This window comes from Brevundimonas sp. GW456-12-10-14-LB3 (assembly GCF_059424365.1).
On the sequence record NZ_JBWKZJ010000001.1, the window covers coordinates 159,252 to 171,856 of the forward strand.

At 68.2% G+C, this 12,605-nt stretch carries 13 protein-coding genes; 5 read left to right on the top strand and 8 right to left on the bottom strand.

The window, feature by feature from the left end:
- Nucleotides 1–48: 48 nt before the first annotated feature.
- Together AC07XS_RS00805 and AC07XS_RS00810 are read left to right on the top strand one after the other, a co-directional pair.
- Nucleotides 49–396 (top strand): hypothetical protein, encoded by a 348-nt coding sequence (locus AC07XS_RS00805; RefSeq protein WP_182713166.1) that lies wholly within the window; start codon nucleotides 49–51, stop codon nucleotides 394–396.
- Between the two features lie 24 nt (nucleotides 397–420).
- Nucleotides 421–831 carry a copper resistance CopC family protein gene (locus tag AC07XS_RS00810; protein ID WP_321207909.1) on the top strand — a complete coding sequence of 137 codons (411 nt, stop codon included), beginning with the start codon at nucleotides 421–423 and terminating at the stop codon, nucleotides 829–831.
- Between the two features lie 277 nt (nucleotides 832–1,108).
- On the opposite strand, the gene AC07XS_RS00815 is transcribed toward AC07XS_RS00810, so the two are convergent.
- The 7 genes from AC07XS_RS00815 to AC07XS_RS00845 form a co-directional block, all read right to left on the bottom strand.
- Nucleotides 1,109–1,315 (bottom strand): HAD-IA family hydrolase, encoded by a 207-nt coding sequence (locus AC07XS_RS00815; RefSeq protein ID WP_182713219.1) that lies wholly within the window; start codon nucleotides 1,313–1,315, stop codon nucleotides 1,109–1,111.
- A gap of 6 nt (nucleotides 1,316–1,321) precedes the next feature.
- Nucleotides 1,322–1,687: a hypothetical protein gene (locus AC07XS_RS00820; RefSeq protein ID WP_182713167.1), complete on the bottom strand. Its 366-nt coding sequence runs from the start codon at nucleotides 1,685–1,687 to the stop codon at nucleotides 1,322–1,324.
- 137 nt (nucleotides 1,688–1,824) lie between these two features.
- Nucleotides 1,825–3,273: a copper resistance protein B gene (locus AC07XS_RS00825; RefSeq protein ID WP_321207911.1), complete on the bottom strand. Its 1,449-nt coding sequence runs from the start codon at nucleotides 3,271–3,273 to the stop codon at nucleotides 1,825–1,827.
- Nucleotides 3,270–5,129, bottom strand: a complete 1,860-nt coding sequence (locus AC07XS_RS00830) for a copper resistance system multicopper oxidase (RefSeq protein WP_182713168.1) — start codon at nucleotides 5,127–5,129, stop codon at nucleotides 3,270–3,272. Before AC07XS_RS00830 ends, AC07XS_RS00825 begins: the two co-directional genes overlap by 4 nt.
- Before the next feature lie 137 nt (nucleotides 5,130–5,266).
- Complete coding sequence (locus tag AC07XS_RS00835; RefSeq protein ID WP_182713169.1) at nucleotides 5,267–5,737, bottom strand: DUF305 domain-containing protein; 471 nt, start codon at nucleotides 5,735–5,737, stop codon at nucleotides 5,267–5,269.
- Nucleotides 5,738–5,786: 49 nt separating this feature from the next.
- The gene (locus AC07XS_RS00840; protein WP_321207912.1) at nucleotides 5,787–6,587 is read right to left on the bottom strand and encodes a DUF305 domain-containing protein; all 801 of its coding nucleotides are present in this window, start codon (nucleotides 6,585–6,587) and stop codon (nucleotides 5,787–5,789) included.
- A 153-nt stretch (nucleotides 6,588–6,740) separates the two neighbouring features.
- On the bottom strand, nucleotides 6,741–9,095 hold the full coding sequence (locus AC07XS_RS00845; RefSeq protein ID WP_182713171.1) for a heavy metal translocating P-type ATPase: 2,355 nt from the start codon (nucleotides 9,093–9,095) through the stop codon (nucleotides 6,741–6,743).
- Between the two features lie 101 nt (nucleotides 9,096–9,196).
- Here AC07XS_RS00845 and AC07XS_RS00850 point away from each other — a divergent pair, with 101 nt between their 5' ends.
- Together AC07XS_RS00850 and AC07XS_RS00855 are read left to right on the top strand one after the other, a co-directional pair.
- Nucleotides 9,197–9,472: a metal-sensing transcriptional repressor gene (locus AC07XS_RS00850; protein WP_182713172.1), complete on the top strand. Its 276-nt coding sequence runs from the start codon at nucleotides 9,197–9,199 to the stop codon at nucleotides 9,470–9,472.
- A gap of 289 nt (nucleotides 9,473–9,761) precedes the next feature.
- Nucleotides 9,762–10,922, top strand: coding sequence for an acyltransferase family protein (locus tag AC07XS_RS00855; protein ID WP_182713173.1), 1,161 nt, complete (start codon nucleotides 9,762–9,764; stop codon nucleotides 10,920–10,922).
- On the opposite strand, the gene AC07XS_RS00860 is transcribed toward AC07XS_RS00855, so the two are convergent.
- Nucleotides 10,885–11,271 carry a toxin-antitoxin system, antitoxin component gene (locus AC07XS_RS00860; RefSeq protein ID WP_182713174.1) on the bottom strand — a complete coding sequence of 129 codons (387 nt, stop codon included), beginning with the start codon at nucleotides 11,269–11,271 and terminating at the stop codon, nucleotides 10,885–10,887. The genes AC07XS_RS00855 and AC07XS_RS00860 overlap by 38 nt on opposite strands.
- 194 nt (nucleotides 11,272–11,465) lie before the next feature.
- Here AC07XS_RS00860 and AC07XS_RS00865 point away from each other — a divergent pair, with 194 nt between their 5' ends.
- Entirely contained in the window at nucleotides 11,466–12,581 is a 1,116-nt protein-coding gene (locus AC07XS_RS00865; RefSeq protein WP_182713175.1) for an acyltransferase family protein, read from the top strand.
- Nucleotides 12,582–12,605: the final 24 nt, after the last annotated feature.

Below are 12,605 nucleotides of genomic sequence, written 5' to 3' on the forward strand. Positions count from 1 at the left end.
CGCCGAAACCGACCGGACCGTCGCCCTTTTTGATCAGGAGCTTGCCACATGAGACTGCCGATCCTCGCCGCCGCCGGGGCGATCAGCCTGGGCGCCTGCCAGCCGGCCGCCGAGCCTCAGCCCGTCGACGCCGAGCCGGCGCCGAACGCCTCGGCGATGGCTCCGATGGAAGCCGCGCCGGTCGCGACGCCTGAGGCGACCCCGTCGCAGGCCGCCCCGCCGGCCCAGGCCGCGTCCACCCCGGCCGCGCCGCCGCGAGCTTCGACGGCCCGGCCGGCGCCAGAGCCCGCCCCGACGCCGCCGCCTGCCGACCCCATGGCCGGCCACGACATGTCGAAGATGGACGGTCATGACATGTCGAAGATGGACGGCATGACCATGCCGCCCAATCCGTAGTTCGCTTCAACCCAGGAGTTCCCGATGAACCGTTCAATGCTCGCCAGTCTCGCCGCCCTTGCGGCTCTGGCGCCGTTCTCTCTCGCCCACGCCCAAAGCCATTCGCACGCGGGCATGTCAGCTCAGGAGCACGCGGCCATGCAGTCGCCGGCCAATGGCGTCGTGACCGTTCCGGCGGACAACGCGATGCTGGCCGCCGCCCCGACCGCTTTTTCGGCCACCTTTCCGCATCCCATGGTCCTGACGGCGCTTCGCGTAACCGGCGGACCTTCGAACCAGGCGGTCGATGTGGCCGTGTCCGCGGACGCTCCGCCTGCAGTCACGGTCAGCGCGCCGCTTCCCGCCCTTGCGCCCGGCTCCTACGCCGCCGCCTGGACGGCCAAGGGCGCCGACGGCCATCAGATGAACGGCGTCGTCCGTTTCATGGTCCACTGAGGCGGCGGCCGCCCGCCTCCTGGGCGGCCGAAACCGATGTGAGGAACGCCGCGCGGTTCGCCGCGCGGCGTTTTTCTTGATTGAGGGTCGGCTTTGCGACCCCCCGAGCATGGATCGATCATTCACGCCGAGTCTGGCGCGTCGGAAGGCGGCGCGCCAAGCCGGTCAAGGCCCGGACCACGAGATCAGCGTCCCCGCAAGGGGGCTGGGCCTCCCGGACCCATTCCGGATCATAGAGGACGGTGAAACAGCCCAGCGCCTTGGCCGGGCGAATGTCTCATTCGAGGCTGTCGCCGATGACGCAGACATCGGCGACTTCGACGGCCAGGGCGGCGAACACGCGCCTGAACGCTGCGGGAGAGGGCTTTCCCACGCCGACTCCGCTCTCGATCTGGATGTGATCGAAGTAAGGTTCAAGACCGAACCGCTCGATCTTGGCGCGCTGTAACGGGCCGGCTCCATTGTGAGAAGCGCAAGGCGAAATCCCGCGTCACGCAACTCGACCAACAGAGTCTCGGCCCCCGGGCTCGAGCCGCATCTCCTGGTCTCGGCGCCGGCTGAAGGCGTCGGCGAGCCGCGCGACCGTTTCGGACGGCGGTGCGGAATGCCCCTCCCGACGCAGGGCCTCGAAGGCCGCAGCCGCGATGCGGCGCCGCGCGTGTTCTGGGTCGGCGCGGCCGAGACCCTGACATGTCGGGTTTCGCCAGAACGCATGGCCGGCCTGGGTCAGGGCGGACGCCGCCACGTCCGGCGCGAGGCCGCCGAGCTCGGCTTGCATCATCAGGCAGACGCTCCTCCACGCCAGATCCGGCCGGCGGTAGGCCGAGATCAACGTATCGTCGAGGTCGACGACCACGGCCGAAAGGGGCTGCGTCCCCGAGACATCCCCGCGGCTCTTCTAAGCCGCCGAGACGGGGGACGCCCCGCCTCGGCGACCTCCGCGACTGCCCCATCGAGGCCTGCGATCAGACGAAGGCCGGCCGTCGCCCGTCGCTAGAACCACGTCCGGATGCCGACGACCAGTCGCGTGTCTTCCGAGCTTCGCCCATCGGCTTCAAGGAAGTCCGCGGTATTGCCGAAGCTCTTGGTCCATTCCAGGCCGACATAGGGGGCGAACTCCTTGCGGAACTCGTACCGCAGCCGAGCCCCGATCTGGAGCGACGTCAGGCCGGATCCGATCCGAAGCTCGGGGATGTCCTCGGCCGACAACACGACTTCGGCGCGCGGTTGCACGATCCAGCGGTTGGTGATCCGCTGATCGTACTCAGCCTCCGCCCTCGCCGTGAGTTCACCCTTGTTGGAGAGGAAGGCCGCCGCATCGACCTCGAACCAATAGGGCGCCAGCCCCTGGACGCCCACGACCAGATCGGTTCGATCGCCTTCCGGACGGTAGGTCTGCCGCAGACCCGTCTGGAAGTCGAAGAAGGGCCGGAAAGCCCGGCTGTAGAGGGCCTGGATTTCCGCTTCCTCGACCTCGCCGTCGAAGTCGCCCTCCCCTTCCGACTTCCACCAGAAGCGATTTATGTCGCCGCCGGTCCAGCCTTGAGCGTCCCAGGCGTAGCCTTCTTCGTTGTCGCCGAAACTCGCTTCGAGCTGATCGATGATCACGGCCGTGGTCCGCACGTCGCCGTTCTCGACCCGCAACTGCTCGCGCGCCGCCGCCATCTCGGCAGGATCGAACAAGATATCCGCGGCGTGCGCCGGACCGCTCGTCGCCCCGGGCGGAGGAGACGTCTCCGGAGGGCGTCCCGGATTGTCCGCGCTGGTGGGCACGTCAGGCGGCATCGCCATCATCGACATGTCATGGCCCGGAGGCATCTGACCCATCGTCGACATGTCGTGCCCGGCATGAGGATCCGGCTGGCCGGACGGCATGGTCGACATGTCGTGGCCCGCAGGCATGGCCGGAGCCGACGCGGCCCGGCCCATCGTCGACATGTCGTGCCCGGCGTGGGGATCCGGCTGGCCGGCGGCGGCCGGCTGTTGGCTGAACGGCATGGTCGACATGTCGTGGCCCGCCGGCATGGCCGGAGCGGGCGCGGCCCGGCCCATCGTCGACATGTCGTGCCCGGCATGGGGATCCGGCTGGCCGGCGGCGGCCGGCTGTTGGCCGGACGGCATGGTCGACATGTCGTGGCCCGCCGGCATGGCCGGAGCCGACGCGGCCTGGCCCATCGTCGACATGTCGTGCCCGGCGTGAGGATCCGCTGACGCCGGCGCGCGCTCGGGTACGGCGCCGGTCGGGCAGACCGGCGCGCCGGGCGTCCCGACGCGGGCCGGATCGGCCGTCGGAGCGCCTCGCCGGACGCAACCGGCTGGCAGCTGTGGGGCGGGCTGGACGGCGTTCGCCGGGGCGCCGTGCCCGGCGTGGCTCTGTGCGAACACGGGGCCGGCCGAGGCAGCGAGCAGCAGGGGGACGAGACCCACGGACCGACGGATCATGACGAGGCTCCTTCCATCGGGCGGACGGTGACGACGTTGAACATGCCCGCGTGCATGTGCATCAGCATGTGACAGTGGAAGGCCCAGTCGCCGGGGTTGTCGGCCGTCAGGTCGAAGGTGACCTTGCCCCCGGGAAGAACGTTGACGGTGTGCTTCAGCGGCTGATGGCCCGCCGGTCCTCCAGTCACCAGTTCGAAGAAGTGGCCGTGCAGGTGGATCGGGTGGGCCATCATGGTGTCGTTGACCAGAGTCACCCGCACGCGCTCGTTCCGCTCGAAGCGGATCGGCTCGACCAGCTCGCTGAACTTGCGGCCGTCGAAGCCCCACATGAACCGCTCCATATTGCCGGTCAGGTGGATTTCCATCGTCCGCGACGGCGGGCGTTGGTCCTTGTTGGGGGCAAGCGCCACCAGGTCAGTGTAGACGAGCACGCGGTGGGGCACGTCGGCCAGTCCCGTAGGGCGCTCGCCCATGCGATTGGCCGGCGCCATCGCGATGGCGTCGACGCCGACGCCGACCGCCATGTCCGGCGGCGCGTTGTCGGGATCGCGCATGTTCATCCCGCCCATGGAACCGTGGTCCATCCCGGTCATCGCCCCTGCGGACTGCGTCGCCATGGCGCCGTGATCCATCCCGGCCATGGCTCCGCCGGAGGCGCCGGTCATGGCCCCATGATCCATCCCCGCCATGGCGCCCGATTGGGCGCCCATGGAGCCGTGATCCATGCCGCCCATGCCGCCCATATCCCCCATGCCCATGTCCTTCATGGTCAAGTTGGGAACCTCGCGGAGCGGCGGGACCTCGGCGGTCATGCCGAGGCGCGGCGCCAGGGTCGCCCGGCCCATGCCGGAGCGGTCGATGGCCTCGGAGACGATGGTGTAGGCGCGATCCTCGGTCGGGCGGACGATGACGTCGTAGGTCTCGGCGACCGAGATCTGGAATTCGTCGGTCTCGACCGGGCGGACGTTCTCGCCGTCGGCCTGGACCACGGTCATCGGCAGGCCGGGGATGCGCACATTGAAGATAGACATGGCGGAGGCGTTGATGATGCGCAGCCGGACCCGCTCGCCCGGACGGAACAGGCCGGTCCAGTTCTCCTGAGGCCCATGGCCGTTGATCAGATAGGTGTAGGTCGTGCCGTTGACGTCGAGAATGTCGCGCGGGTCCATCCGCATCTGGCCCCACATGCGCCGCTCTTCCAGGCTCATGCGGTCTTCGCCGGAGATCAGCCCGGCGAGGGTGGTGCGTTGCCGGTTGAAGTAGCCGGGGCTCTTCTTCAGCTTGTCGAGGATTTCGTGCGGATGCATGAAACTCCAGTCCGACAGGACCAGCACATGTTCGCGATCGTAGGCGACCGGATCGGCGCCGGCCGGATCGATGACGATCGGACCGTAGTGGCCGAGCGCCTCCTGCAAGCCCGAGTGGCTGTGATACCAGAAGGTGCCCGACTGCCTGATCGGGAACTCATAGACGAAGGTCTCTCGCGGTCGGATGCCCGGGAAGCTGATGCCGGGCACGCCATCCATCTGGAAAGGAAGCAGGATGCCGTGCCAGTGGATCGAGGTGTCCTCGTCCAGGGTGTTCGTCACCGCCAAGCGGACGTTCTGGCCTTCGCGCAGCCTCAGGACCGGCGCTGGCAGCACGCCGTTGATGGTCGTGGCCGTCCCGGTGCGTCCGTTCACGGTGAAGGGTGTCTGACCGATCGTCAGATCGATGTTCGGGCCGGTCAGGGTCGGCAAATCCGCCCGCAGCCCCGGCGACCCCGTCTGCGCCCAGGCGGGCATCAAGCCCTGCAAGGCCGCGAGACCGCCTCCCGCGACGGCGCCGCGCAGCAGCACTCGACGATCCAGCTTCATATGATACTCCTGAAAGTCAGGATCGCGCCTCGGCGAGGCGACGATCTATAGGGTTTTACGCAGGCGACCCGGTCGGCCCTCGCGACACGCTGCCGCAGAGCCGACCGGGCCGGGTATCACCGCCGCCTGGCGCTGGATTAACGTCGCGCCAGAATGGCTTTCATCTCGGCGATCTCCCTTTCCTGGGAGCTGACGATCTCCTCGCACAAACCGAGCACTTCCGGATCCGTCAGCGACGCCTGCTGGCACATCAGGATCGCGCCGGAATGGTGCGGGATCATCGAACGCAGGAACTCGGTGTCGCCCACCGCCGCCTGGGTCCGCATGCCGTAGAAGCTGACCGCGAACACCAGAGCCGCGGCTCCGCCGATCAGAAGGTTGGCCCGCTTCGACGGATACATCGACCGCATGAAGATCAGCATGAGGATGGCCATCGGCGAGACCATCATCAGCGTCATGTAGACGTTGTTGAGATTGAAGTAGAAATGATCGAGGGACGCGATCATCGTGTACATCACCAGGTACATAATGATGAAGTCCACGACGAGCTCGAAGCCGAACGACCGGTAGCTCCCCTTCATCGAATCCATCGTCTTCATCTCTTCCATAGATCGCTCCTTTCGCGACAACCCGCTTCAGTCAGGCCAGGTTTTCCGGTCAGGCGGCGCTGGCCGGATGGGAGTCCAGCCAGGCGCGAAGCTCGGCGATGTCGGCGGTCTGCATCTCGATCGTCTTCTGCGCCATGCGCCGGATGTCGTCGTCCTGGCTTTCGCGCAGAACCACCTGCGCCATGTCGAGGGCGCCCTGGTGATGCGCGATCATCTTGCGAGCCCAGGTCTGGTCGATGTCAGCCCCGGTCGCGGCCATCATGGCGTCCTTCATCCTGGCCTCGGCATCCGCGTACGGATTCTCCGCGCTGCCGCCCGGAGCCGCGGCGCCGGCGGCTGCGCCCACGTTCGTCTCAAGCCAGCGACGGAGCTCAGCGATGTCGCCGGTCTGCATCTCGACGGTCTTCTGCGCCATGCGACGAATATCGGGATCCTGGGTGTCCCGAAGCACGATTTCGGACATGTCCAGCGCCCCTTGGTGATGGGGGATCATCTTGCGGGCCCATGTCTCGCCCGCGTCCGCGCCGATGGCGGACATCATCGCTTCATGCATCTTGGCCTCGGCGGCGGAGAACGGCGTCTGCGCCATGGCCATCGGCTCCTGGGTTTGAGCCGAGGCGTCGGCCTCCGGGGGCGCCGGCGGCTCCGCCGCAGGACTGCAGGCCGCCAGGGCAAGAGCGGAACAGCCGGCGACCAGGATAGGCGTGCGAGCAAAGGTCCGGGTAAGCATGGGTGGTCTCCGCTTGAGGCGGTCGCCGACGGATCGCCGGACGGCCAGGGGGTCGATGCATCCGAAAACGCGGCCGCGGATGCGCGTCTCGTCACGTGCCGCGCCGCCCACGCCGGGCATCGTCGAGCGTAATCCGGCCCCCGCGCCACGGTTCCGCCGTGATTAAATATTCCCGAACGCCGTCGGGTCAGGCGAGGGATCGGTCTTCGCGATGCGTATTGACGCCCGCCGCAGGCTCTCGCCTGCGACGGTGGTCGCGCCAGCGGGCGACCCTCAGAGTCGGACGGCGCGCAGCCGCAGCGCGTTGGCGATGACGCTGACGGAGGACAGGGCCATCGCCAAAGCCGCGAGGGCCGGCGACAGCAGAAGGCCGAACACCGGATACAGCAACCCCGCCGCGATCGGGATGCCCAAGCTGTTGTAACCGAAGGCGAAGACCAGATTCTGGCGAATATTGCTCATGACCGCCCGGGACAGTCTGCGCGCCCGCACGATGCCCTGGAGATCGCCGCCGAGGAGGGTGACCCCGGCGCTCTCGATCGCGACGTCCGAGCCTGCGCCCATGGCCACCCCCACATCGGCGGCGGCCAAGGCCGGGGCGTCGTTTACACCGTCGCCGGCCATGGCGACGATCCGACCCTCGGAGCGCAGCCGCTCGACGACCGCCGCCTTGTCCTGCGGCAGCACCTCGGCCTGGACGTCGTCGATTCCCAGCCGTCGCGCCACCGCCTCGGCCGTTGTGCGGTTGTCGCCGGTCATCATCACCAGACGCAGCCCCGACGCTTTCAGGTCGCGGATGGCCTCGGCCGTCGTCGCCTTGACCGGATCGGCGATGCCCAGCACGCCGGCCGCGGCCCCGTCCACGGCGACGAAGATGGCGGTCGCCCCGTCCTGGCGAAGCGCCTCAGCCCCGGCCTCCAGCGACGCGAGATCGACGCCGATCTCCGTCAGGTATCGGCTGTTGCCGAGGGCCACGCGGCGGCCATCGACGATCCCGGTGACGCCGCGCCCGACGGGGCTGTCGAACTGCGACGCCTCGGACAGGACGAGCTTCCGGTCCGTCGCCGCGCGGACGATGGCGTCGGCCAGCGGATGCTCGCTGCCCCGCTCCAGGCTGGCGGAAAGGCGCAGCAGTTCGACCTCGTCGAAGCCGGTCGCGGGCTGGATCGCCGTGACCGACGGCCGCCCTTCGGTCAGGGTGCCGGTCTTGTCCAGCACCAGGGTGTCGACCTTCTCGAAGCGCTCCAGCGCCTCGGCGTTCTTGATCAGCACCCCGGCGTGGGCGCCGCGCCCCACCCCGACCATGATCGAGATGGGCGTTGCGAGCCCCAGGGCGCAGGGACAGGCGATGATCAGGACCGATACCGCCGCGACGAGGGCGTAGGACAGTCGCGGTTCGGGACCGGCCAACCCCCAGACGACCGCGGCGAGAACCGCGATGCCGATCACGGTGGGGACAAACCAGCCCGACACCTTGTCGGCCAGGCGCTGGATCGGAGCGCGGCTGCGCTGAGCCTGGGCGACCATCTGGACGATCTGCGCCAGCAGGGTGTCGGCGCCGACCTTGTCGGCCCGCATCACGAACGATCCCGTCTTGTTGAGCGATCCGGCGACGACCTTGTCGCCGACGTCCTTGGTGATCGGCATCGACTCCCCCGTGACGAGGGACTCGTCGATGGTCACCCGACCGTCCAGAATCTCACCGTCGACCGCCACCTTCTCGCCGGGACGAACCCGCAGCCGGTCACCCACCATGACGCGGTCGAGCGTGACGTCCTCATCGTCGCCGTCGTCACGCACACGACGCGCGGTCTTCGGAGCCAGATCCAGCAGCGCCCGGATGGCGCCGGACGTCTGCTCGCGCGCCCGAAGCTCGAGAATTTGGCCGACCAGAACCAGAACGGTGATGATGGCCGCCGCCTCGAAATAGACCGGCGCGCTGCCGTCCATCCGGCGGACTGCCGCCGGGAACAGATGCGGCGCCAGAACCGCGACCACGCTGTAGATCCAGGCCGCGCCGACGCCGATGGCGATCAGGGTGAACATGTTGAGGCTGCGGTTGCGGATGGATGCCCAGCCCCGCTGGAAGAACGGCCAGCCGGCCCACAGCACCACGGGCGTCGCCAGGGCGAACTGGATCCAGTTGGAGGTCTGGCCGGGAATCCGCATCGCCAATCCGGTCAGATGGCCGCCCATTTCGAGCGCGAAGACCGGCAGCGTCAGGGCCGCGCCGATCCACAAGCGGCGGGTGAAGTCGATCAGCTCGTGATTGACCGGCGCCTCGGCGGTGACCATCTCGGGCTCCAGCGCCATGCCGCAGATCGGACAGGAGCCAGGTCCTTCCTGGCGGATCTCCGGGTGCATCGGGCAGGTGTAGATCGCGCCCGGCACGACGGGGGCCGGTTCGGGCCGCCCGCCCAAGTAGCGATCCGGATCGGCCATGAATTTGGTCCGGCAACCCGCCGAACAGAAGAAATACTCCTGGCCCTCGTGGGGGGCTCGATGGGCCGTGGTCGCCGGATCCACGGTCATTCCGCAGACCGGATCGATCGCCCGCCTATCGGCCTGGGGTGCATCGACCGAACAGCAACCGTGACCGGCCGGATGCGAATGGGAGGGCGTGGACATGGCGGGCTCCTTGAAACAGCCGAACGCCAAATATACCCTATGGGGGTATCGCGCAAGGCGCCGTCCTGGGGTAGGATCGAACGGTCGGAACGAGGATTAGGATGCAGACCGAGGTCAAGCCGAAGGTGTTGAACCGCCTGAGCCGGATAGAGGGGCAGGTGCGTGGCCTGTCCCGAATGGTCGAGGAGGATCGCTACTGCATCGACATCCTGACCCAGCTCCAGGCCGTGCGTGCGGCGCTGTCGCGTGTCGAGAGCGAGGTCTTGAAGGACCACATGGACCACTGCGTCATGGGCGCGATCGCGGGCGACGATCTCGCCGATCGCAAGGCCAAGGCGAGCGAACTGATCGAACTTCTCAGCCGCGCTTCCCGCTAGCGAGGGACGGACTTTCCGGCGGCCGGTCGCCGGCGGTCGGCGTGGACGACCTCGTCCAGGTGGGGCGATGACGCTTCATGTCTCGGCGGTCGGCCCTCGCCGCAGAACCGCGGCGGCTCATCGCCCAGGCGGGTTGATCCGCAAGATCGTCCCGCCGCGACCGAAGCCTGGACCGTATCGCGTGGACGCCTGATCCCGTCGGCGTAGCGCATGAGGGGAGTCCTCGCCCGATGCGTATCTCAATATGGCGGCCGGTGCTGATCCGCCGCCCTTTGGGGGGCCATCGCGAATGACATCCGTACCGCCGACCCGAGACGGCTACCCCGCCGATCTCAGGGCTCTGACCAGTCTGCGCGCTTTCCTCGCCGTGGGGGTGGTGCTCTTCCATTACCAGCTCCAATGGGATCCGGCCCTGGGCTTCAGTCCGATCCTTGAGCGCAGCCGGCTGGCGGTGGACGCCTTCTTCATGCTGTCGGGCTTCATCCTGGCCCACGTCTACGGCCCGGCCTTCGCAAGCGGCGGCTTCAGTTATCGGCGATTCATCGTCGCTCGGCTGGCGCGGCTTTATCCCTTGCACGTCGCGGTTCTGACGGGCGCCTTGATCATGGTCCTGGGCGCCACCGCCGCGGGCGTTCGCTTCGACGGCGAGGGCTATGGGCCGCTGGCCTTCTTCCAGACGCTGCTGCTCATCCAGGCCTGGTTTCCCACCGACGCGGAATTGGACTGGAGCGGTCCGAGTTGGTCGCTATCGGCGGAATGGTTCGCCTATCTGCTGTTTCCCGCCTACGCCTGGCTGGCCCTCCGTCTGCGGACGCGGCCCTGGGTGCTGCTGGGGATCGGGGCCATCGCGTTCCTCGCCATCGACGCCTTCTACGTGCAGGCGTTCGGCAAGGTTCTCCCACGAGCCGAGGACTCCCTGGGCATTCTCCGGATCGCCCCGGAATTCCTCGTCGGCATGGCGCTTTATGGGCTTGGCCATCGCTGGCGGTGGTCCCGGCCCGTAGCCGCCGCGGCCGCTTTGTTCACCACCGTTCTGCTGCTGAGCGCGATGCAGCTGTCTCTGGACGACCGCATCATCGTCGCCCTCGCCGCCCCGGTGATCCTGACCTGGTCCCTGCTCGCGCGGGCGGACTGCGAGGGGCCCCTCGCCGCCCCAGCCCTGGTCTTCGCCGGCGAAGCGTCCTTCGCGCTCTATCTGGTGCACATGCCGGTGATCGTGGCCTGGAAGGGCGTCGTGGCCGAGCTGCGCGGCGTCGACAGCGCCTTCCGCATCACGCCGGTCGAACTCATCGGGTTGTTCATCGCCACATCGCTGATCGCGGCCGCGCTGCATCTCCTCGTCGAGAAGCCCGGCCGGACCTGGATCCGTCGCCGCTTCGAAGGCCGACACGCCGAGCCCGCCCTCGCCGCGGTTAATCAGTCGGAGCCCCCTGGGCCGCGCGACCGCTGAGCCGACCGGCCTCTTCCCCCTCCCTGACGGCCGTTCGCTCGGTGGAGATGGGACGGCCGTCGAGAACCGGTCGATCCCCACACTCGATCGACACGCCGTGCGGCCCTCCGTCGCGGATAAACCGCACCGTCTCCGCTCGGAGATGCGGCTCGGCCAAGAAGCCGGCGTCCGCCAAGGCGAGTTGTTGTGGCGTCACCGGCGCGCCGCGTTCAGCTTTCCACCAGCGTTCGGTCGCCGCCGCTTTCGGAAGAAGGCCGCTGATGATGCGTTCGATATCGCGGAACGTCAGAATTACTTCCGCCCGCCTTTGGCGCCGGAGATAGGTCGCGAGGGGCGCATACTTGGCCATGGACCTCTTGTCCTCTCGAATTGCCATAGGTCAAGCGCAGCTCGTGCGCTCCCCTGATCGCCACTCACGCCTGATGCACGCGCGAGCCTGTGTGGGCGGCCACACCGGCGGCAAGGCCTCGTTCACCGTTTCGGGCAAGCCTTCCTTGGCGTCTGAGGGGCATCATGGTCTCATGACGGAAGATCCAGCATCGCATGAGCCCCGCCGCCCCCCCGCCGATCGCGCGCGGCGGCTGGCTCGACGTTCTCCGTTTCGTCGTGGGGGCGATGATCGTCCTCTATCACTTCCGCGAGGCCGCTCCGATCCCCTTGCCTCTCCTGCATCCGGTCTTCGACCGCGGCTATCTGCTGACCGACTTCTTCATCATCGATTCCGGCTACGTTCTCGCCCGCGTCTACGGCGAGCGGTTGGCGAACCGGCGGATCCCGCTGTCGGTCTTCTATCGGCAGCGTTTCCTCAGGGTGGCGCCGGCCCACTTCACCGTCAGCCTCGCCCTCGCGGTACTGGTGCTGACGGCGGCGGTCCTGGGCCAGACACCCAGCCACCCCGAATGGTTCGACTGGTCCCGCTTCCCTGCACAGCTGTTCCTGGTTCAGGCCTACGGCGTGCCGGGGGGAGAGGGATGGAACGCGCCGACCTGGACGCTCTCGGCGCTGCTGGGATGTTACGTCAGCCTGCCCTTCCTCGCTCGCGCGGCGCGCGGCCTCTCCCCATGGGCGATCCTCGCTCTCGGGGTGGGCGGGCTGCTCGCCGCGAACCTGGCCGCCCACGCCGCCTTCGGTCTGCCGATCTACGAGATGCCGTTGCGGCTCGGCTTCCTGCGGGCCTTCCCGCTGTTCGCCCTCGGCGTCGCCGTGGCTCTGTTCGCTCGACAGGTCTACTGCCCGCCCCGTCTGGCCGCGGGTCTGGGCGGTCTCGCCTTCGTCGCCCTGGCGGGTCTGCAGGCTCTCGGACCCCATAGTCTGGCGACCCTCGGTCTCCTGACCCTCATCATCTTCGCCACCGGTGCCTTGCCGGTTGGCCGCCCGTCCAGGCTGGTCGAGCACCTCGCCTTGATGGCGTTCGCGATTTTCCTGACCAACGAAGTGATCCGGATCGTGTGGTTCGGCGTGCTAGACGCCCTGGACTGGGGGAGCTGGAGCTCGTCGGTCCGGTGGACCGCCTGGGCGATCGGTCTGGCCGCGGCTTTCGCGGGCGCCGCCGTCTTCCGCTACGCCTTCGACCGACCGACGCAAGCCTTGTTCAATCGTCCAAAATCGGAGTCCCGATCCACGTCCCGCGCGCCCAAGACGGCCGTACCCGCGCTGTAGCCCGATCTTACGCCGATCGCCCCG

Bases quoted from the DNA above. Each gene is read 5' to 3' on its own strand.
- AC07XS_RS00850 (WP_182713172.1), top strand. From the start codon at position 9,197: ATGCAGACCGAGGTCAAGCCGAAGGTGTTGAACCGCCTGAGCCGGATA.
- AC07XS_RS00835 (WP_182713169.1), bottom strand. From the start codon at position 5,737: ATGGAAGAGATGAAGACGATGGATTCGATGAAGGGGAGCTACCGGTCG.
- AC07XS_RS00860 (WP_182713174.1), bottom strand. From the start codon at position 11,271: ATGGCCAAGTATGCGCCCCTCGCGACCTATCTCCGGCGCCAAAGGCGG.
- AC07XS_RS00830 (WP_182713168.1), bottom strand. From the start codon at position 5,129: ATGAAGCTGGATCGTCGAGTGCTGCTGCGCGGCGCCGTCGCGGGAGGC.
- AC07XS_RS00810 (WP_321207909.1), top strand. From the start codon at position 421: ATGAACCGTTCAATGCTCGCCAGTCTCGCCGCCCTTGCGGCTCTGGCG.
- AC07XS_RS00865 (WP_182713175.1), top strand. From the start codon at position 11,466: ATGAGCCCCGCCGCCCCCCCGCCGATCGCGCGCGGCGGCTGGCTCGAC.
- AC07XS_RS00805 (WP_182713166.1), top strand. From the start codon at position 49: ATGAGACTGCCGATCCTCGCCGCCGCCGGGGCGATCAGCCTGGGCGCC.
- AC07XS_RS00825 (WP_321207911.1), bottom strand. From the start codon at position 3,273: ATGATCCGTCGGTCCGTGGGTCTCGTCCCCCTGCTGCTCGCTGCCTCG.
- AC07XS_RS00855 (WP_182713173.1), top strand. From the start codon at position 9,762: ATGACATCCGTACCGCCGACCCGAGACGGCTACCCCGCCGATCTCAGG.
- AC07XS_RS00840 (WP_321207912.1), bottom strand. From the start codon at position 6,587: ATGCCCGGCGTGGGCGGCGCGGCACGTGACGAGACGCGCATCCGCGGC.
- AC07XS_RS00845 (WP_182713171.1), bottom strand. From the start codon at position 9,095: ATGTCCACGCCCTCCCATTCGCATCCGGCCGGTCACGGTTGCTGTTCG.